Origin of the sequence: Ruegeria sp. HKCCA6837, from assembly GCF_013034475.1 — a bacterium.
In the GTDB taxonomy this organism is placed as follows: Bacteria; Pseudomonadota; Alphaproteobacteria; order Rhodobacterales; family Rhodobacteraceae; genus Ruegeria.
The window spans coordinates 1-18,543 of record NZ_WQGD01000010.1; the positions used below are offsets into that span (position 1 = coordinate 1).

General features: G+C 56.8%; 13 protein-coding genes. 3 read left to right on the plus strand and 10 right to left on the minus strand.

Annotated elements, in window-relative coordinates:
- Window positions 1-115: 115 nt before the first annotated feature.
- From fusA to rpsL, 3 genes are read right to left on the minus strand one after another with little or no spacing between them, the layout of a single operon-like run.
- Window positions 116-2,233: an elongation factor G gene (gene fusA, locus GOV91_RS14285; RefSeq protein WP_171236012.1), complete on the minus strand. Its 2,118-nt coding sequence runs from the start codon at window positions 2,231-2,233 to the stop codon at window positions 116-118.
- Window positions 2,234-2,251: 18 nt separating this feature from the next.
- The gene (gene rpsG / locus GOV91_RS14290; RefSeq protein WP_010441203.1) at window positions 2,252-2,722 is read right to left on the minus strand and encodes a 30S ribosomal protein S7; all 471 of its coding nucleotides are present in this window, start codon (window positions 2,720-2,722) and stop codon (window positions 2,252-2,254) included.
- A 15-nt stretch (window positions 2,723-2,737) separates the two neighbouring features.
- Window positions 2,738-3,109 carry a 30S ribosomal protein S12 gene (rpsL, locus tag GOV91_RS14295; RefSeq protein ID WP_005621086.1) on the minus strand — a complete coding sequence of 124 codons (372 nt, stop codon included), beginning with the start codon at window positions 3,107-3,109 and terminating at the stop codon, window positions 2,738-2,740.
- Between the two features lie 389 nt (window positions 3,110-3,498).
- Here rpsL and GOV91_RS14300 point away from each other — a divergent pair, with 389 nt between their 5' ends.
- On the plus strand, window positions 3,499-4,305 hold the full coding sequence (locus tag GOV91_RS14300) for a putative rhamnosyl transferase (protein WP_171236013.1): 807 nt from the start codon (window positions 3,499-3,501) through the stop codon (window positions 4,303-4,305).
- A gap of 4 nt (window positions 4,306-4,309) precedes the next feature.
- Entirely contained in the window at window positions 4,310-5,116 is an 807-nt protein-coding gene (locus GOV91_RS14305; protein ID WP_171236014.1) for a putative rhamnosyl transferase, read from the plus strand.
- Here the strand turns inward: GOV91_RS14305 and GOV91_RS14310 are convergent.
- Entirely contained in the window at window positions 5,101-5,970 is an 870-nt protein-coding gene (locus tag GOV91_RS14310) for a DMT family transporter (RefSeq protein WP_171236015.1), read from the minus strand. The genes GOV91_RS14305 and GOV91_RS14310 overlap by 16 nt on opposite strands.
- A gap of 87 nt (window positions 5,971-6,057) precedes the next feature.
- Window positions 6,058-6,669 carry a hypothetical protein gene (locus GOV91_RS14315; protein WP_171236016.1) on the minus strand — a complete coding sequence of 204 codons (612 nt, stop codon included), beginning with the start codon at window positions 6,667-6,669 and terminating at the stop codon, window positions 6,058-6,060.
- Window positions 6,670-6,892: 223 nt separating this feature from the next.
- Between GOV91_RS14315 and GOV91_RS14320 the strand changes: the two genes are divergently transcribed.
- Complete coding sequence (locus tag GOV91_RS14320) at window positions 6,893-7,390, plus strand: DinB family protein (RefSeq protein ID WP_171236017.1); 498 nt, start codon at window positions 6,893-6,895, stop codon at window positions 7,388-7,390.
- 95 nt (window positions 7,391-7,485) lie between these two features.
- On the opposite strand, the gene rpoC is transcribed toward GOV91_RS14320, so the two are convergent.
- From rpoC to GOV91_RS14345, 5 genes are all read right to left on the minus strand, one after another.
- Complete coding sequence (gene rpoC, locus GOV91_RS14325; protein ID WP_171236018.1) at window positions 7,486-11,727, minus strand: DNA-directed RNA polymerase subunit beta'; 4,242 nt, start codon at window positions 11,725-11,727, stop codon at window positions 7,486-7,488.
- A gap of 50 nt (window positions 11,728-11,777) precedes the next feature.
- Window positions 11,778-15,914, minus strand: a complete 4,137-nt coding sequence (rpoB, locus tag GOV91_RS14330; protein ID WP_171180091.1) for a DNA-directed RNA polymerase subunit beta — start codon at window positions 15,912-15,914, stop codon at window positions 11,778-11,780.
- A 250-nt stretch (window positions 15,915-16,164) separates the two neighbouring features.
- A complete protein-coding gene (rplL, locus tag GOV91_RS14335) occupies window positions 16,165-16,539 on the minus strand; it encodes a 50S ribosomal protein L7/L12 (RefSeq protein ID WP_008204003.1) in 375 nt (124 codons plus the stop codon).
- Window positions 16,540-16,618: 79 nt separating this feature from the next.
- Window positions 16,619-17,137: a 50S ribosomal protein L10 gene (gene rplJ / locus GOV91_RS14340; protein ID WP_170387618.1), complete on the minus strand. Its 519-nt coding sequence runs from the start codon at window positions 17,135-17,137 to the stop codon at window positions 16,619-16,621.
- A 352-nt stretch (window positions 17,138-17,489) separates the two neighbouring features.
- Window positions 17,490-18,269: a methyltransferase domain-containing protein gene (locus GOV91_RS14345; RefSeq protein ID WP_171236019.1), complete on the minus strand. Its 780-nt coding sequence runs from the start codon at window positions 18,267-18,269 to the stop codon at window positions 17,490-17,492.
- Window positions 18,270-18,543: the final 274 nt, after the last annotated feature.

Consider the following 18,543-nt stretch of genomic DNA (forward strand, 5'->3'; position numbering starts at 1 on the left):
CAATCGTGCCGATGTTGACGTGCGGTTTTGTACGCTCAAACTTTTCCTTTGCCATGATGGCCTCCTTTTTCGGTAATGAAGGGAGCCCCGCACCGGAGCTCCCTCAAATCTTCGCTTATGCGTATTTCGCCTGAATCTCGTCCGAGATGTTCTGCGGAACCGGATCGTAGTGGTCGAACTGCATGGTGAACTGGGCACGGCCCGACGACATCGAACGCAGAGTGTTGATGTAGCCGAACATGTTCGCCAGCGGAACGAACGCGTCGATCGCGATTGCGTTGCCGCGCGGTTCTTGACCAGACACCTGGCCACGACGCGAAGTCAGGTCGCCGATGATACCGCCGGTGTATTCTTCCGGGGTGATCACTTCGACCTTCATGATCGGTTCCAGCAGTTTCGCGCCTGCTTTGCGCATACCTTCACGCATACACATACGGGCCGCGATTTCGAACGCCAGAACGCTCGAGTCAACGTCGTGGAACTTACCGTCCAGCAGGGCAACCTTGAAGTCGATGACAGGGAAACCAGCCAGCGGGCCGCTGTCCATGACCGAGTTGATGCCTTTTTCAACACCTGGGATGTATTCCTTCGGAACAGCACCACCAACGATGCGGCTTTCGAACGAATACCCTTCGCCCGGCTCAGTCGGCTGGATTTCCAGTTTAACTTCACCGAACTGACCCGAACCACCCGACTGTTTCTTGTGGGTGTAGGTGTGCTCGACCGGCATCGAGATGGTTTCACGATAGGCCACCTGCGGTGCACCGATGTTCGCTTCAACCTTGAACTCGCGCTTCAGACGGTCAACCAGAATGTCCAGGTGAAGTTCGCCCATGCCCTTCATGATGGTCTGACCCGATTCCAGGTCGGTTTCCACGCGGAAAGACGGGTCTTCAGCGGCCAGACGGGCCAGACCCTGGGACATCTTTTCCTGGTCGCCCTTGGTTTTGGGCTCAACCGCGATCTCGATCACCGGATCGGGGAAGGTCATGGTTTCCAGAACCACCGGATCCTTCGCATCACACAGGGTGTCACCGGTGGTGGTGTCTTTCAGACCCGCCAGCGCGATGATGTCGCCTGCAAACGCTTCTTCGATCTCTTCCCGGTTGTTTGAGTGCATCATCATCATACGACCGATGCGCTCTTTTTTACCTTTGGTCGAGTTCAGGATCGAGTCACCCTTGTTCATGGTGCCCGAGTAGATCCGGGTAAAGGTCAGCGAGCCAACGAAGGGGTCGTTCATGATTTTGAACGCCAGGCCCGAGAACGCCATTGCGTCATCGGCGCGACGTGCGATGTCACGAACTTCGTCCTCGTCGCCGGGCTTAAAGCCCATGTAATCAACAACGTCCAGCGGGCTGGGCAGATAGTCGATCACAGCGTTGAGCAGCGGCTGAACGCCTTTGTTCTTGAACGCCGAACCACCCAGAACCGGAACAAACGCGATGTCCAGGGTACCTTTGCGCAGCAGTTTGCGCAGGGTCGGAACGTCGGGCTCATTGCCTTCCAGGTATTCCATCATCGCGTCGTCGTCCATTTCGACGGCCGCTTCGATCATCTTGCTGCGCCATTCGTCAGCCATGTCTTTCAGGCTGTCGCGGATGGGGGCTTTGATCCAGCTAGCGCCCAGATCTTCGCCCTGCCACAGCCACTCTTCCATGGTGACCAGGTCGATCAGACCTTCAAGCTCGGACTCGGCGCCGATCGGGATACCAACCGGAACAGCGCGTGCGCCGGTACGGTCTTCGATCATGCGAACGCAGTTAAAGAAGTCTGCGCCGATCTTGTCCATTTTGTTGACGAAAACCATACGCGGAACCTTGTAGCGGTCAGCCTGACGCCACACGGTTTCGGTCTGGGGCTCAACACCGGCGTTTGCGTCCAGAACGCAGACGGCACCGTCGAGAACCGCCAGCGAGCGTTCAACTTCGATGGTGAAGTCAACGTGGCCGGGGGTGTCGATGATGTTCAGGCGGTGCTTGGGGGTATCGGCGGTCTGACCGTCTTCGGTGCGTTCCCAGAAGGTGGTGGTCGCAGCCGAGGTGATGGTGATGCCGCGTTCCTGCTCCTGCTCCATCCAGTCCATGGTGGCTGCACCATCGTGCACCTCACCGATGTTGTGGGATTTACCAGTGTAATACAGGATACGCTCCGAGCAGGTGGTCTTACCTGCGTCGATGTGCGCCATGATACCGAAGTTACGGTACAGTTCGAGCGGATATTCGCGTGCCATTTTTGATAAGCCTCTGAATTACCAACGGTAGTGGCTGAAGGCTTTGTTTGCCTCGGCCATCTTGTGGGTGTCTTCGCGCTTCTTCACGGCAGTACCGCGGGACTGTACAGCGTCCAGCAGTTCACCGGCGAGGCGTTCTTCCATGGTGTTTTCGTTGCGGCCGCGCGCAGCAGTGATCAGCCAGCGGATGGCCAGTGCTTCGCGGCGCTCGGGGCGCACTTCGACCGGAACCTGATAGGTTGCACCACCAACCCGGCGCGAGCGAACCTCGACCGACGGTTTGATGTTGTCGAGCGCTTCGTGGAACACTTCGACAGGAGCGCGCTTTACCTTGTTCTCAACGCGGTCAAACGCGTTGTAAACGATCCGCTCTGCGACCGACTTCTTACCGTCGATCATCAGGTTGTTCATGAATTTGGTCAGTACCTTGTCGCCAAACTTGGCGTCAGGCAGGACTTCGCGTTTTTCGGCGGCGTGACGACGTGACATATCAGCCTCTCCTTCTTACTTGGGACGCTTCGCGCCGTATTTCGAACGACGTTGCTTACGGTCTTTGACGCCCTGAGTATCCAGAACACCGCGCAGGATGTGGTAACGCACACCGGGAAGGTCTTTCACACGGCCGCCACGGATCAGAACAACCGAGTGTTCCTGCAGGTTGTGGCTTTCACCGGGGATGTACGAGATGACCTCGAACCCGTTGGTCAGGCGCACTTTGGCAACCTTACGCATAGCCGAGTTCGGCTTTTTCGGTGTGGTGGTGTACACGCGGGTGCAGACGCCGCGCTTCTGCGGGCACTGCTCCAGGTGCATGGATTTCGAGCGTTTTACTTTAGGCTGCCGCGGTTTGCGGATCAGCTGTTGAATAGTTGGCATTCCGGTTTCTTCCCCGTTTTGCAACACACATGACATGCACGCGAGCTGCGTGCGGCTAAATTCGTTGCACTCATGCGTCCACAAGCGCAAAATCCGCGAGCGTTCCCATTCCGAGGTGAACGTCGCGGTTGGTTATCAGAGGACGCGAACTGCAAAATTGTCCGGGTCTTGACCAGTTCATTACTGAAATCGGTTTTGGGGCGGCCCCCGGTACCGAGATGACGCGCGTAATAGGCGGAGTCGACCCAAGTGTCAACAGCACTATACCGGCAGCCTCGGGCGGGCAGAGATTAGGGCGTCGGAGACTTCAACATAAGACGCTACCACCCCGTTGCAGCCGTTTCACGGCGGGGGCATAGTCGTGCGGAATACCAGGTGATGGACAACAGATGCAAGTGATTGGCCTGTGCCGCTTTTCCTATCCTTCGATTGGCGGCTTTCGGCTCAGCCAAGACTCAATTGAAGATCAAAGGCGGTTTCTGTATGACACCGACAGGATGGAGGAACGCTTTCGCCTGTTTGAAACCATCACTCTGCCCGGCTTTCGCTCCCAAACCGATGAGGCGTTTGAGCTGCTGGTGCTTACGGGAACATGCCTGCCGCCACCCTATGCGCAACGGCTACGAGATCTGACCGCTAGGATCAAACAGATCTGCATCATCGAAAAGGAAGCCGCAGATCATAAGCGAGTGATGCGGGAGGTTCTGAACACCGCCCGAACAGACCCGCATAAACCCTGCCTTCAGTTTCGGCATGACGACGATGACGCGGTCTCGGTCGATTTCATAGAAAAGCTACGCTCTGCAATTCGCGAAAATGCAGGACTGGTACAGCAGAGCGAGTCGGTCGCGATAGACTACAACCTCGGTTACGTCGCCCGGCGTGACAAAAATGAGTTACACGTCGCGCAGGTCTATCGGTCGCTGCTGGGGGTCGGCTTGGGTATGTATGTTCGGGGCGGAAGTAAACGGACAATCTTTGACCGACTGCACAACAGACTGGCGCGGTTCATGCCAGTCGTCAGCTACCCGGACGCACCAATGTGGGTGCGGATGCTGCACGGGTTCAACGACTCGGACCACGCCCGGAAGGATACGCGTGATTTGTTGCCCGTCACTGGGGAACAGGCAATGGATTTGCGTACACGTTTCTCTATCGACCCCGAAGAGGTCGAAACTACCCCTGTTGGGACTTGAGAAGATGCAGGTCCTCGGTCTTTGCCGCTTTTCCTATCCCGCCATTGGTGGGTTTCAGACCATGCATGCCTCTGTCGAAGAACGGCGGCAGTTCCTTTACCGTCATGATCGGCTGGAAGAGCGGTTCCGTTTGTTTGAAACCATCGCCCTGCCCGGTCTGCGGCAGCAAACCGACCAAGACTTTCATCTGCGGATCGTCATCGGTGAATGCCTGCCCAAACCCGCCTTCGATCGCCTGAATGACCTGACCGCTGACCTGAAACAGGTAGAAATTGTCGTCAGACCTCCGGGCCGGCACAGGAAGGTCATGCAAGAGGTTCTGAATGCGGCACGTCAAAATCTCGACGCGCCTTGCCTGCAGTTTCGTCACGACGATGATGATGCAGTGGCCGTGGACTTTGTCGAAAGGCTGCGGGGAACGGCAGTTGATTGCGCAGCGCTCTTGCAGAGCCGCACTATGGTGGCGATCGATTTCAACTGTGGGTATTTGGCGCGCGCAAATGCCCAAGGGATTCAGGCCATTCGCGTGCATCGCCCGCTGATGACAGCCGGGCTTGGCATGTTTGTGCAGGGCGGCAACCGGAAATCAATCATGAACTTTGCCCATAACAGGATGAACCGGGCTATGCCTGTGGTCACCCGCCCGGATGGCCCGATGTGGGTGCGAGGCTTGAACCGGTTCAACGACTCGCCCCGCACAAGAAGCACGAATGCCGACCTAAGTCCGCTTTCACCACAACAAAAAGCTGAATTCCTGTCCCGCTTTGCCATTGACCAGACCTATGTCAGGCAGGTTCACGCTGCACCTTGACGGGCCCGCTCGCGGAAGAGTGTGAACAACCCTGCGCCTACGATCAGCGCTGCACCCAGCATCGTCACCGCATCTGGCCATTCGTCAAAAACGACCCACCCCAGCCCCAACGCCCAGAGCAGGCTGGAATACCGAAACGGAGCAACAAATCCAACATCCCCCTGACGCATGACCATGACGCTTAAAAGATATCCCATCAGCACAAAGACGGCAGCGACGGCGACCAGAGACCCTGCTGCAGCCGAGACCGGCGCCCATCCTTCAAAAACCGAAGCAATCGCCGCGGCAACTGCGATTGAGCCCGAGGTTGCCAGGGTCACAACCATCGACGGCACATCGGCGGACATGCGTCGGGTAACAAGATCCCGAACCGTAATCGACGCCACTGCGATCAGGGCGTAGACAGAATACACGCTGAACCCGTCCGGGCCCGGCCGTACGATCAACACCATACCAATGAACCCTACAACGATCGCCAAGGTACGCCGCCAGCCGACCTGCTCTGAGAAAACCAACGCCGCGCCCAGCGTGACAGTCAGTGGCAGCGCCTGCAAAATGGCCGTCACGTTGGCAAGCGGCATATTCTTCAACGCTGTCAAAAAAAAGAAAGTGGCAGCCAGTTCGGTCAAGCTACGCAGGGCGACCAGCCACTTGTCGTGCCGCGAAAAATTCAGGTGCAGCGCCCCCAGAGACCGCGCCAGCAGATAAACCAGCATAACGGCCAAAGCGCCCCTTAAGGCAACCAGCTGGAAAAGCGGCAATTCCTGTAACGCGACCTTCACCAGCGTATCGTTCAGGGTAAATGCCGCCATGCTGCCCATCATTAGCAAGGCACCTTTGGTGTTCGGGGTCATAAGGATTGGGCTCCGGGCTGGCAAACGCCTGTATTGGCCAGAGTATAACCTTGGATGTCAATATCGCTTGCCGCCATCATCCAGATGTCAGCCTAAAGGCAAAATAGTTCCGAAGAAGTTCAAGCTCGAAGGTTCCGTCGTGTCTTTGACAAAATCCACCGAGTCTTCTCCGCAGGTTTGCTCAAAAAAAACCGGGTAGTTCCAAACCAGGTTGTGAAAGGTGAATGTCGTCAGCAACGCGCCAACCGCTAGCGCACTTGCAAATTCTCGAAGCTTACCTTTCAGAAAAAGCATCACCATTATGCAGGCCCCACCCGCAAGGCCGAGGCTGACGAAATCCTGCGTATCAACCTGTCGTAGAACCGGTATGCCGACGGATTGATACTGAATGTAGCGGGTCAGAAAAACGGCAAAGATCCCCAGCAAAAACGCCCCGACAAATGCACCTGGATAGGCCAGGCGCCGCCAGAAGCTCTCGGCTCTGGGCCGGGGTGCGTTTCCTGCATTCTCGTCTGAGCGCTGCCTGATCCGCGCAACGCGATCTTCGAAAGAGTTGTGTTCTGTGCCCATGAGCCAATTCAAAATCAAAATAATATCTCTGGTCGGAGCTAAGCTAGAGATTGTGGGTCCGCAAGAACGAGGCACCGTGCTTGAAGGCAGTGTTGGATCAAATTGTCGTGCTGTCTTGCCACGACGCAATCTGCTTTCGTGTTAACAAGCGCGAACCGAAAACAGGACTTGGTTATGCAGCGCATTGACAGGCTTGATTGAGAAAAAGCTTACGCAAAGCCGGTGACATCTGTAATCTCATAGTCACCCAACGTCGTGATAGCGTGCGCGGGCCCCAGCGCAATTTGCCTTGTTCCAAAGTAAAGCGCTCAATTTTCCCAATACTTCCACAATAACTCTGAGGCCATGAAAGATGATTTCAGCCGCTTATTGCCGACTTATGGCACGCTACAATAGATGGCAAAATATCTCGCTCATCACTGCATCGGACGGCTTGACCGAAGCTCAGCGCTGGAAGGATCGAGGCGCGTTCTTCAAATTCATCGCTGCAACTATGAACCACCTCTATTGGGCCGATGCCCTTATGCTTGAGCGCATCAAAGGAAACGAACGCCCACAGGAAACAATCACCCATTCACTGACCAGCCCTTCGGATTGGTCTGAATTCAAAGACGTACGCACGCAGCGCGATACGGAAATCCAACAATGGGCGTCCATCACAACTAGCGCAGATCTCAATGGTGTTGTCAGGTGGTACCCACCTGGCAGCTTATCCAAAACCGAAATGCCTAAGGCCGTCTGTGTTGTTCAGTTCTTTAATCACCAAGCCCATCACCGGGGGCAAATACATGCCATGCTCACCGCCGCAGGGGCCGCGCCAGAGCCTACAGATATACCGCTAATGCCTTAGCAATTGCTTTCAATTGCCGTGGGCCAACGTTGACACTTATCCAAGAAAAAGGCCCCGCGTTTTGCGGGGCCTTTTTCAAATTTATGCTGTCGAGCTTACTCGCGGCTTTCCGGGGTTTCCACCAGAACGTCCAGCTCATCACCAACCATGTCGTCGTCGAAAGTCGGCGCGGCCAGAGCAGCGGCGGCTTCGGCCTCTTCCCGGCGGGCTTCGATGACCACGTTGTCACGCGACTGCGCGATGTGGCGGACGGCCTGAGTGGCCCCACCGGTACCGGCGGGGATCAGACGACCAACGATGACGTTCTCTTTCAGGCCAACCAGCTTGTCCTTCTTGCCCTGAACCGAAGCTTCGGTCAGCACACGGGTGGTTTCCTGGAACGACGCCGCCGAGATGAACGAACGCGTCTGCAGCGAGGCTTTGGTGATCCCCAACAGGATCGGTTCGCCCTGTGCCGGACGACCACCGCGCGAGAGGGTCTTCTCGTTGGCCGCGTCGAACTCCTGCTTGTCGACATGCTCGCCTTTTAGCAGGGTGGTGTCGCCTGAATCCAGGATCTCCCACTTCTGCAGCATCTGGCGCACGATGACCTCGATGTGCTTGTCGTTGATCTTCACGCCCTGCAGACGATAGACGTCCTGCACTTCGTCGATCATGTAATCCGCCAGCGCTTCGACACCCATGATGGACAGGATGTCATGCGGAGCCGGGTTACCGTCCATCAGGTATTCACCCTTCTGGATGAAGTCCCCTTCGGCGACCGGGATGTGCTTGCCCTTGGGCACCATGTACTCGATGGTCTCCATGGACTCGTCCGCCGGTTCGATGCTGATGCGGCGTTTGTTCTTGTAGTCGCGGCCAAAGCGCACGTAACCATCGGCTTCTGCGATGATCGCGTGATCTTTCGGACGACGCGCTTCGAACAGTTCGGCCACACGCGGCAGACCACCGGTGATGTCCTTGGTCTTGGCACCTTCACGCGGGATACGCGCAACAACGTCACCAGCTTCGATCTTCTGGCCGTCTTCGACCGACAGAATCGCATCGACCGACATCGGATAGTGAACCGGGTTGCCCGCGTCGTTGCGGACCGGCTCGCCATCTTCACCGACCAGAATGATCTCCGGCTTGAGGTCGCTGCCTTTGGGGGCCGCGCGCCAGTCGATCACGATCTTCTGGGTCATGCCAGTTGCTTCGTCAGTCTCGTCGCGGACAGCAAGGCCCGAAACCAGATCAACGTATTTCGCGGTACCGGCTTTCTCGGCGATGATCGGCAGAGTGTAGGGATCCCATTCGAACAGCTTGTCGCCACGGGCCACTTTGGTGCCGTCTTTGACGAACAGCTTGGAGCCGTAGCCCAGCTTGAAGCTGGCACGCTCTTCGCCATGTTCGTCGTTGATCACCAGCTTCATGTTCCGGCCCATGACCAGGCTTTCGCCAGCGGCATTGACCAGGATCTGCGGGTTCTCGAACGCGACAACACCTTCCTGGTTGGCTTCCTGGAACGACTGCTGACCACCTTGCGCAACACCACCGATGTGGAAGGTCCGCATGGTCAGCTGTGTACCGGGTTCACCGATCGACTGGGCGGCAATGATGCCAACAGCTTCACCGGTGTTCACCATGGTACCGCGTGCAAGGTCACGACCGTAGCAGGTTGCACAGACGCCTTCCTCGGACTCACAGGTCAGAGGCGAGCGGATGCGCATCGACTGAACACCAGCTTCGTCGATGGTGTCGGCCATACGTTCGTCGATCAGCTGACCTGCTGCGACGATCACCTCATCTGTGCCTGGACGCAGAACATCGTCAGCAGCGACACGGCCCAGCACACGTTCGGCCAGCGAGGCGACAACCTCACCGTCGTTTACGGCTGCTTCGGCAGTGATCGCACGCTCGGTGCCACAGTCGATCTCACGAACGATACAGTCTTGTGCCACGTCAACCAGACGACGGGTCAGGTAACCCGAGTTCGCCGTCTTCAGAGCGGTATCCGACAGACCCTTACGGGCACCGTGGGTCGAGTTGAAGTACTCGAGAACGGTCAGACCTTCCTTAAAGTTCGAGATGATCGGCGTTTCGATGATGTCACCGTTCGGCTTGGCCATCAGGCCGCGCATACCGCCCAGCTGTTTCATCTGAGTAACCGAGCCACGCGCACCCGAGTGGGCCATCATGTAGACCGAGTTCGGTTCCTGCTCGGACCCGTCCTCTGCCCGATCCGACGACGAGATCGTCGACATCATAGCCTCGGTGACGCGGTCGTTACACTTCGACCAGGCATCGACAACTTTGTTGTACTTTTCACCCTGAGTAATCAGGCCGTCCATGTACTGCTGTTCAAAGTCCTTCACCTGACCGCGGGTGTCATCAACGATGCCCCACTTGTCACCCGGAATGACCATGTCGTCCTTACCGAACGAGATGCCAGCCTTGAACGCTTCTTTGAAGCCCATCGACATAATCTGGTCACAGAAGATAACCGACTCTTTCTGACCGCAGTAACGGTAGACGGTGTCGATCACCTGCTGCACTTCTTTCTTCCGCAGCAGGCGGTTGACCAGCTCGAACGGCGCTTTGTTGTTCATCGGCAGCAAGGCACCAAGACGCAGACGGCCCGGAGTGGTTTCATAGCGCTTTTGAACTTCGTTGCCTTCGTCGTCGATCTGCGTGATCCGCGCGGTGATTTTCGAGTGCAGGTGCACCTCACCGGCGTCCAGCGCGTGCTGAACTTCTTCGATCGAGCCAAAGACCTTGCCTTCGCCCGGCATGCCTTCACGTTCCAGGGTCACATAGTACAGACCCAGGATCATATCCTGCGATGGAACGATGATCGGTGCGCCATTTGCAGGCGACAGAACGTTGTTCGTCGACATCATCAGAACACGGGCTTCCAGCTGCGCCTCAAGGCTCAGCGGGACGTGAACGGCCATCTGGTCCCCGTCAAAGTCAGCGTTAAAGGCCGAACAGACCAGCGGGTGCAGCTGAATGGCTTTACCTTCGATCAGGACCGGCTCAAACGCCTGAATGCCAAGACGGTGCAGCGTCGGCGCACGGTTCAGCATGACAGGGTGTTCGCGGATCACCTCGTCAAGGATATCCCAAACTTCAGGACGCTCTTTCTCGACCAGTTTCTTCGCCTGTTTCACGGTCGAAGACAGACCCTTGGCTTCAAGGCGTGAGTAGATGAACGGCTTGAACAGCTCCAGCGCCATCTTTTTGGGCAGACCACACTGGTGCAGCTTCAGCTCGGGCCCGGTCACAATGACCGAACGGCCCGAGAAGTCGACGCGCTTACCCAAAAGGTTCTGACGGAAGCGGCCTTGCTTACCTTTCAGCATGTCCGACAGCGATTTCAGCGGACGCTTATTGGCGCCGGTGATCACGCGGCCACGACGGCCGTTGTCGAACAGAGCATCCACGGATTCCTGCAGCATCCGCTTTTCGTTGCGGACGATGATGTCAGGCGCGCGCAGTTCGATCAGACGCTTCAGACGGTTGTTCCGGTTGATGACGCGGCGATACAGATCGTTCAGATCCGAGGTCGCGAAACGGCCACCATCCAGCGGAACCAGTGGACGCAGTTCCGGCGGAATGACCGGGATCACGGTCATCACCATCCACTCGGGCCGGTTGCCCGACTCGAGGAAAGATTCAACAACCTTCAGACGCTTGATGATTTTCTTGGGCTTCAGCTCGCCTGTTGCCTCGGCCAGATCAGCGCGCAGCTGCTCGGCTTCGGCTTCCAGATCGATCTGGGCCAGCATCTCACGGATGGCTTCAGCACCGATATTCGCCGTGAAGGCGTCCATGCCATAAGCATCCTGCGCATCCATGTACTCTTCTTCGGTCAGCATCTGGCCGTAGGTCAGGTCAGTCAGACCTGGTTCGATGACGACATAGTTTTCAAAGTACAGAACGCGTTCCAGATCGCGCAGCGTCATGTCCAGCATCAGACCGATGCGGGACGGCAGCGACTTCAGGAACCAGATATGTGCGACGGGCGCGGCCAGTTCGATGTGGCCCATACGCTCGCGGCGGACTTTCTGCAGGGTGACTTCCACACCGCATTTCTCGCAGACAACGCCGCGATACTTCATCCGCTTATATTTGCCGCACAGACATTCGTAATCTTTGATCGGGCCAAAGATACGCGCGCAGAACAGGCCGTCACGTTCAGGCTTGAACGTCCGGTAGTTGATGGTTTCGGGTTTCTTGATCTCGCCATAGGACCAAGACAGGATCCGCTCGGGCGACGCCAGCGAGACCTTGATCTCGTCAAAGACCTTCGGGGGCGTCAGCGGGTTGAACGGGTTGTTGGTGATTTCCTGGTTCATTTGTTACCTCAAATCTTGCGGAAGGGGGGACGGGAGAGAGGGCAGCGCCCTTACTCCTCAACCTCCGCATCCAGGAGTTCCATATTCAGGCCGAGGCCACGGACTTCTTTCACCAGAACGTTGAACGATTCCGGTACGCCCGCTTCAAAGTTATCCTCGCCCTTGACGATCGACTCATAGACCTTGGTCCGGCCGGCGACGTCATCCGATTTCACGGTGAGCATCTCCTGCAGGGTGTAGGCGGCGCCGTAAGCTTCCAGAGCCCAGACTTCCATCTCACCAAAGCGCTGACCACCGAACTGCGCCTTACCACCCAGCGGCTGCTGGGTAACCAGGCTGTACGGCCCGGTCGAACGCGCGTGGATTTTGTCGTCCACAAGGTGGTGCAGTTTCAGCAGGTACTTGATGCCCACGGTGACCGGACGCGCGAATTGCTCACCGGTACGACCGTCGAACAGAACCGACTGACCGCTTTCCGAGAAGCCCGCACGCACCAGCGCATCGTTGACGTCAGCCTCTTTGGCACCGTCGAAGACCGGGGTAGCGATCGGAACACCGCGGGTCACGTTGCCCGCAGCCTCGATCAGGCCATCCTCGTCCAGACCGGTGATGCCTTCTTCGTAGACATCTTCGCCATAGGCCAGCTTCATCGCTTCGCGCACCGGGGTCAGATCGCCGGAGCGGCGGTATTCACCCAGAGCCTCATCAATGTTCAGACCCAGGCCGCGTGCAGCCCAACCCATGTGGGTTTCAAGGATCTGACCAACGTTCATACGCGAAGGCACACCCAGCGGGTTCAGACAGAAATCAACCGGCGTACCATCGGCCAGGAACGGCATGTCTTCCATCGGAACAACCTTGGAGATCACACCTTTGTTCCCGTGACGGCCGGCCATCTTGTCGCCCGGCTGCAGCTTACGCTTCACGGCGATGAAGACTTTGACCATCTTCATCACACCCGGCGGCAGGTCGTCGCCACGACGGACTTTTTCGACCTTGTCTTCGAAACGGGCGTCCAGAGCACGCTTTTGCACTTCGTACTGCTCGTTCAGAGCTTCGACGATCTGCGCGTCCTGCTCGCCTTCCAGCGCCAGCTGCCACCACTGACCACGGGTCAGAGTTTCCAGCAGCTCCTCGGTGATCACCGACCCTGCCTTGACGCCTTTCGGCCCTTTGACAGCGGTTTTACCAAGGATCAAGCCTTGCAGACGCGCATAGATGTTGCGGTCCAGGATCGCCAGCTCGTCGTCCCGGTCACGGGCCAGACGTTCGACTTCCTCACGCTCAATCTGCAGCGCACGCTCGTCTTTTTCGACGCCGTGACGGTTGAAAACGCGGACTTCCACGACCGTACCGTAATCGCCCGGCTTCACGCGCAGCGAGGTGTCGCGCACGTCAGATGCTTTCTCACCAAAGATGGCGCGCAGCAGCTTTTCTTCCGGGGTCATCGGGCTTTCGCCCTTCGGAGTGATCTTGCCGACCAGAATATCGCCCGGCTCAACATCCGCGCCGATGTAAACGATGCCCGCCTCGTCGAGGTTGCGCAGCGCTTCTTCACCGACGTTCGGGATGTCGCGGGTGATCTCTTCCGGACCGAGCTTAGTGTCACGGGCGGCGACTTCGAATTCCTCGATATGAACCGAGGTAAAGACGTCATCACGCGCGATACGTTCGCTGATCAGGATCGAGTCTTCGTAGTTGTAACCGTTCCACGGCATGAACGCGACGACCACGTTCTTACCAAGCGCCAGTTCACCCATGTCGGTCGACGGACCGTCGGCAATGACCTCGCCCTTCTGGACGGTGTCACCCACCTTGATCAGCGGACGCTGGTTGATGCAGGTGTTCTGGTTCGAACGCTGGAACTTGCGCAGACGGTAAATGTCAACGCCAGCGTCACCCAGTTCCAGATCTTCGGTGGCGCGGATAACGATACGCTGGGCATCAACCTGGTCGATGATACCGGCGCGTTTCGCCTGAATCGCAGCACCCGAGTCGATCGCAACCTTTTCCTCGATACCGGTACCGACCAGCGGTGCTTCGGCCCGCAGCAGCGGAACCGCCTGACGTTGCATGTTCGAGCCCATCAGAGCGCGGTTGGCGTCGTCGTTTTCAAGGAACGGGATCAGCGATGCAGCGACCGAGACCAGCTGTTTCGGCGACACGTCGATCAGGTCTACATTCTCGCGCGGGGCAAGGGTGTAGTCACCGGCCTGACGGGTCGACACCAGATCGTTGATGAACTTGCCATCGGCATCCAGCGTCGCGTTCGCCTGCGCCACGGTGTGACGCATCTCCTCGGTCGCGGACATGTAGTGAACCTCATCGGTCACCTCGGCGTCTTTGACGACGCGGTACGGTGTTTCGATGAAGCCATATTTGTTCACGCGAGCAAAGGTGGCCAGCGAGTTGATCAGACCGATGTTCGGACCTTCCGGCGTTTCAATCGGGCACATCCGGCCATAGTGGGTCGGGTGCACGTCGCGCACCTCAAAGCCCGCACGCTCACGCGTCAGACCACCGGGCCCAAGCGCCGAGAGACGGCGTTTGTGCGTAACTTCCGACAGCGGGTTGGTCTGGTCCATGAACTGCGACAGCTGCGACGAGCCGAAGAATTCGCGAACAGCAGCCGCAGCAGGTTTCGCGTTGATCAGGTCCTGAGGCATGACAGTGTCGATTTCAACCGACGACATACGCTCTTTGATCGCGCGCTCCATGCGCAGCAGACCGACGCGGTACTGGTTTTCCATCAGTTCGCCAACCGAACGCACGCGACGGTTGCCGAGGTGGTCGATGTCGTCCACGTCGCCTTTGCCGTCACGCAGTTCAACAAGCGCCTTGATACAGGCCACGATGTCTTCGCGGCGCAGAGTGCGCAGGGTGTCCGGCGCATCCAGAGCCAGGCGCATGTTCATCTTCACGCGGCCAACGGCGGACAGGTCATAACGCTCGCTGTCGAAGAACAGCGTGTCGAACAGGGCCGACGCAGCCTCGACGGTGGGCGGTTCGCCCGGACGCATGACGCGGTAGATATCCATCAGCGCGGTTTCGCGGCTCATGTTCTTGTCCTGAGCCATGGTGTTGCGCATGTACGGACCAACATTGACGTTGTCGATATCCAGAACCGGGATGTCGGTGATGCCCGCATCGATCAGTTCTTTGGCAGTACCGCCAATCAGGTCACCGTCTTTGTCGTATTCCAGGGTCAGTTCATCACCGGCTTCGACATAAATCGCGCCGTTTTCTTCGTTGATGATGTCCTTCGCGACAAATTTGCCAACGATGTGATCGAACGGAACCAGAAGGTCGGTTACGGTGCCTTCGTCGATCAGTTTTTTGACCGCGCGTGGAGTGACTTTCTTACCTGCTTCGGCAATCACTTCACCGGATTTGGCGTCAACCAGATCATAGGTCGGACGGGTCCCACGCACACGCTCGGGGAAGAACGGCGTGATCCACCCTTTCTTCTTGTCCAGCTTGTAGGACACGGTGTTGTAATACGCGTCCATGATCGCTTCCTGATCCAAACCCAGTGCATAAAGCAGGGTTGTCACAGGCAGTTTGCGGCGACGGTCGATACGGGCGAACACGATGTCCTTGGCGTCGAATTCAAAGTCCAGCCAGCTGCCGCGATACGGGATGATGCGGCAGGCAAACAGCAGCTTGCCCGAGGAATGGGTCTTGCCCTTGTCGTGGTCAAAGAACACACCGGGCGAGCGGTGCATTTGGGATACGATCACACGCTCGGTCCCGTTCACGACAAAAGTGCCATTCGGCGTCATCAAAGGCATGTCGCCCATGAAGACATCCTGTTCCTTGATGTCTTTTACCGACTTCGCGCCGGTGTCTTCGTCGACATCAAACACGATCAGACGCAGAGTGACCTTCAGCGGCGCGCTGTAAGTCATGTCGCGCTGCATACATTCTTCGACGTCGTATTTGGGTTTTTCCAGATCGTATTTCACGAACTCCAGAACGGAGGTTTCGTTGAAATCCTTGATCGGGAAAACCGACTGGAACACACCTTTGATGCCTTCGCCGTCTGTTGGCTGCTCTGCATCGCCGGAGCGCAGGAAAAGATCATAAGAAGATTTCTGTACCTCAATAAGGTTCGGCATCTCCAGCACTTCGCGGATTTTGCCGTAGTATTTACGAAGACGTTTCTGGCCAAGGAACGTTTGAGCCATGTCAGATGTCACCTTTCGATGTTCTCAGCGGGCAAAGACACCGTCGGGCCCCGGCATCTTGCACAATCGAGACAACACGTCCGGATCAATTCATGGCCACCGTCCCGAAGGCGGCCTCCCGATCCGAAAACCGTGTCTTAGAAAACACCCCATGCGTTGAGGCCCTTTCTAAGACAGGTTCGGCTGGACCCGGATTTCTCCGGACCCAGCCAAATTTTTCGGCGCATCAGCGATGCACCTGAGACCAAGCTTAGGCCAGCTCGACTTCGGCGCCAGCTGCTTCCAGCTTGGCTTTGACGTCTTCTGCTTCTGCTTTGTCCACGCCTTCTTTGATCTTGCCGCCGGCTTCGACCAGTTCCTTGGCTTCTTTCAGGCCCAGGCCGGTGATGCCGCGAACTTCTTTGATGACGTTGATTTTCGATGCGCCGGCGTTCTTCAGAACGACGTCGAATTCGGTTTTTTCTTCCTCAGCTGCGCCGCCGGCGTCGCCGCCTGCTGCCATGACAACTGCGCCGCCTGCTGCGGGCTCGATGCCATATTCGTCTTTGAGGATGGTTTTCAGTTCTTGTGCTTCCAGCAGGGTCAGACCCACGATGCTTTCTGCGAGTGCTTTCAGATCAGCCATTTTATCAGCTCTTTCCGTTTACAGTGTGTGTTCCAACGTCAGGGTATTCACCCTACGCAGATCATTCAGTGCCAACCGCTTACGCAGCTTCCGCCTTCTCTTCGATGGTGGAAAGGATGCTTGCGATGTTGCTTGCAGGTGCGCCAATCGCGCCGGCGATGTTCGAAGCAGGTGCGCCAATGCAGCCCACGATCGAAGCAATAAGCTCCTCGCGAGACGGCATTTTCGAAACTGTTTCGACGCCTTTGCGGTCCAGAGCGTTCTCACCCATTGCACCGCCGAGGATCTCAAAATTCTTGTTATCCTTGGCGAAGTCCTCGGCCACCTTGGCTGCTGCCACGGGGTCCTCGGAATAGGTCAGAACGGTCATCCCTGTCAGCAGGTCGGCCATGCTTTCACACGGCTTACCCTCAAGGGCGATTTTGGCGAGCCTGTTCTTGGCAACACGCACAGAGCCACCCGCGTCACGAGCACGTGCGCGAAGGTCCTGCATCTCGGCAACTGTCAGACCGGCGTAGTGAGCAACCACTACGACGCCAGAGCTTTCGAAGATTTGGCCGAGTTCCTCGACCACTTTCTCTTTCTGGGCTCTATCCACAGTTCTCTCCAAGTTAGGGGCGATACCTCACCCCGGCTCATATTTGCCGCAGCTTTCGCTCCGGCGTTCAGGTCCGTTGTTACGGGATTGGCCAAAATGCGCCCGAGGGTGGGACCCTCAGAATTCTTTGGTCTTACCCGTCTCAGGCAGGGAATTAAGGGACCAAATGGACCCACCCACCGTCTTGGACGAAACGAAAGAAAGCGCACGACGAATCGCACGCTTTATTCCGCAGGTCTACTTAGGGCAGATAGGCAGGGTTTCCAAGGGGTAAATCACCGTCTGAACGAGTTTTCCTAGTTGCCGATATCTTTACCGGACGATGACTCAAAGTGCCAACTGCAAAACCACATCAATTCAGTTTTCTTGCCACGACGACATATTGGGTAATTGAGAAAAAGAACTTTCCCTTCTGAGCGAGAGCGTTTTGTTCATCAAACCACGCTTGCACTACTTCCGGCTCCATATGACCGTTTTGTACTGCGTAGTTCTTCATAAGATGCATCATCATCATTGCGATACCGTCTGGCTTCAGTTGGTGATCTGTCAACGCGATTGGCGCCACCCCATCTACTAGATGTCCGTGATCTCTAATCAGCCCGGGCAGCCGCTCTGGAACAGATCCGCTTACAAAGTGCTGATCCCAACTGGACAGCATCCTCTGCATTCGTTCCCGCTCGTTGCTGAACCAAATCAAACTGCCAAAGTGCAGATCTCCCACAACCAAGCGGCCACCGGGCTTCAAGCAACGCATAACTTCGGTCAAGGCACCTTCTACATCTTCAATGTATTCGAAAACCTGGATCGACGCAGCTTTATCGGCGACGGAATCTTCAATCGGCAACTCATTCGCGAAACCAGCGCGCAGCTCCACACATTCATAGTTGCTGCAGCGATCTATGGCGGCAGACATCATGTCTTCACTTGGATCGACACCGATGACACGGCCGCCCGGCCCGACTGCGCGCGCCAACTCTGCCGTCAACATTCCGTTCCCACAACCGATATCCAGGATTGTTTCGCCCGGCGCTGGTGCGAGAGCGTCAAATGAAGCCTGCCGCCTTCGGGTGATATCAGCCCCTTGATACGCGACATCAAGCAACCTGGCCGTTTCTGCATCAAAACTGATCATTTCACCGCCCCTTCGGTGCACGAAAATCGCCTTGATACTACAGCAAGCATAGGGATTTGGAAAATTCAGAGCAATTTGTCACGCGAAACCAAAACAAATTCCGAAGCAGTTTGCACCAAATTAGATCAAAACTCCGCAGCTTCAAACTTCGGCCTGTTCTCCCAAAAACATAAACACGCTTATTCTTCTCAACATGCCACAGCAGCGATGCCGATGGGCCATCAACGACTAAACGCATGACGCGAGATCGCTAGGTAACGCGTGGACGTCCGGA

Bases quoted from the DNA above. Each gene is read 5' to 3' on its own strand.
- fusA (WP_171236012.1), bottom strand. From the start codon at position 2,233: ATGGCACGCGAATATCCGCTCGAACTGTACCGTAACTTCGGTATCATG.
- rpsG (WP_010441203.1), bottom strand. From the start codon at position 2,722: ATGTCACGTCGTCACGCCGCCGAAAAACGCGAAGTCCTGCCTGACGCC.
- rpsL (WP_005621086.1), bottom strand. From the start codon at position 3,109: ATGCCAACTATTCAACAGCTGATCCGCAAACCGCGGCAGCCTAAAGTA.
- GOV91_RS14300 (WP_171236013.1), top strand. From the start codon at position 3,499: ATGCAAGTGATTGGCCTGTGCCGCTTTTCCTATCCTTCGATTGGCGGC.
- GOV91_RS14305 (WP_171236014.1), top strand. From the start codon at position 4,310: ATGCAGGTCCTCGGTCTTTGCCGCTTTTCCTATCCCGCCATTGGTGGG.
- GOV91_RS14310 (WP_171236015.1), bottom strand. From the start codon at position 5,970: ATGACCCCGAACACCAAAGGTGCCTTGCTAATGATGGGCAGCATGGCG.
- GOV91_RS14320 (WP_171236017.1), top strand. From the start codon at position 6,893: ATGATTTCAGCCGCTTATTGCCGACTTATGGCACGCTACAATAGATGG.
- rpoC (WP_171236018.1), bottom strand. From the start codon at position 11,727: ATGAACCAGGAAATCACCAACAACCCGTTCAACCCGCTGACGCCCCCG.
- rpoB (WP_171180091.1), bottom strand. From the start codon at position 15,914: ATGGCTCAAACGTTCCTTGGCCAGAAACGTCTTCGTAAATACTACGGC.
- rplL (WP_008204003.1), bottom strand. From the start codon at position 16,539: ATGGCTGATCTGAAAGCACTCGCAGAAAGCATCGTGGGTCTGACCCTG.
- GOV91_RS14345 (WP_171236019.1), bottom strand. From the start codon at position 18,269: ATGATCAGTTTTGATGCAGAAACGGCCAGGTTGCTTGATGTCGCGTAT.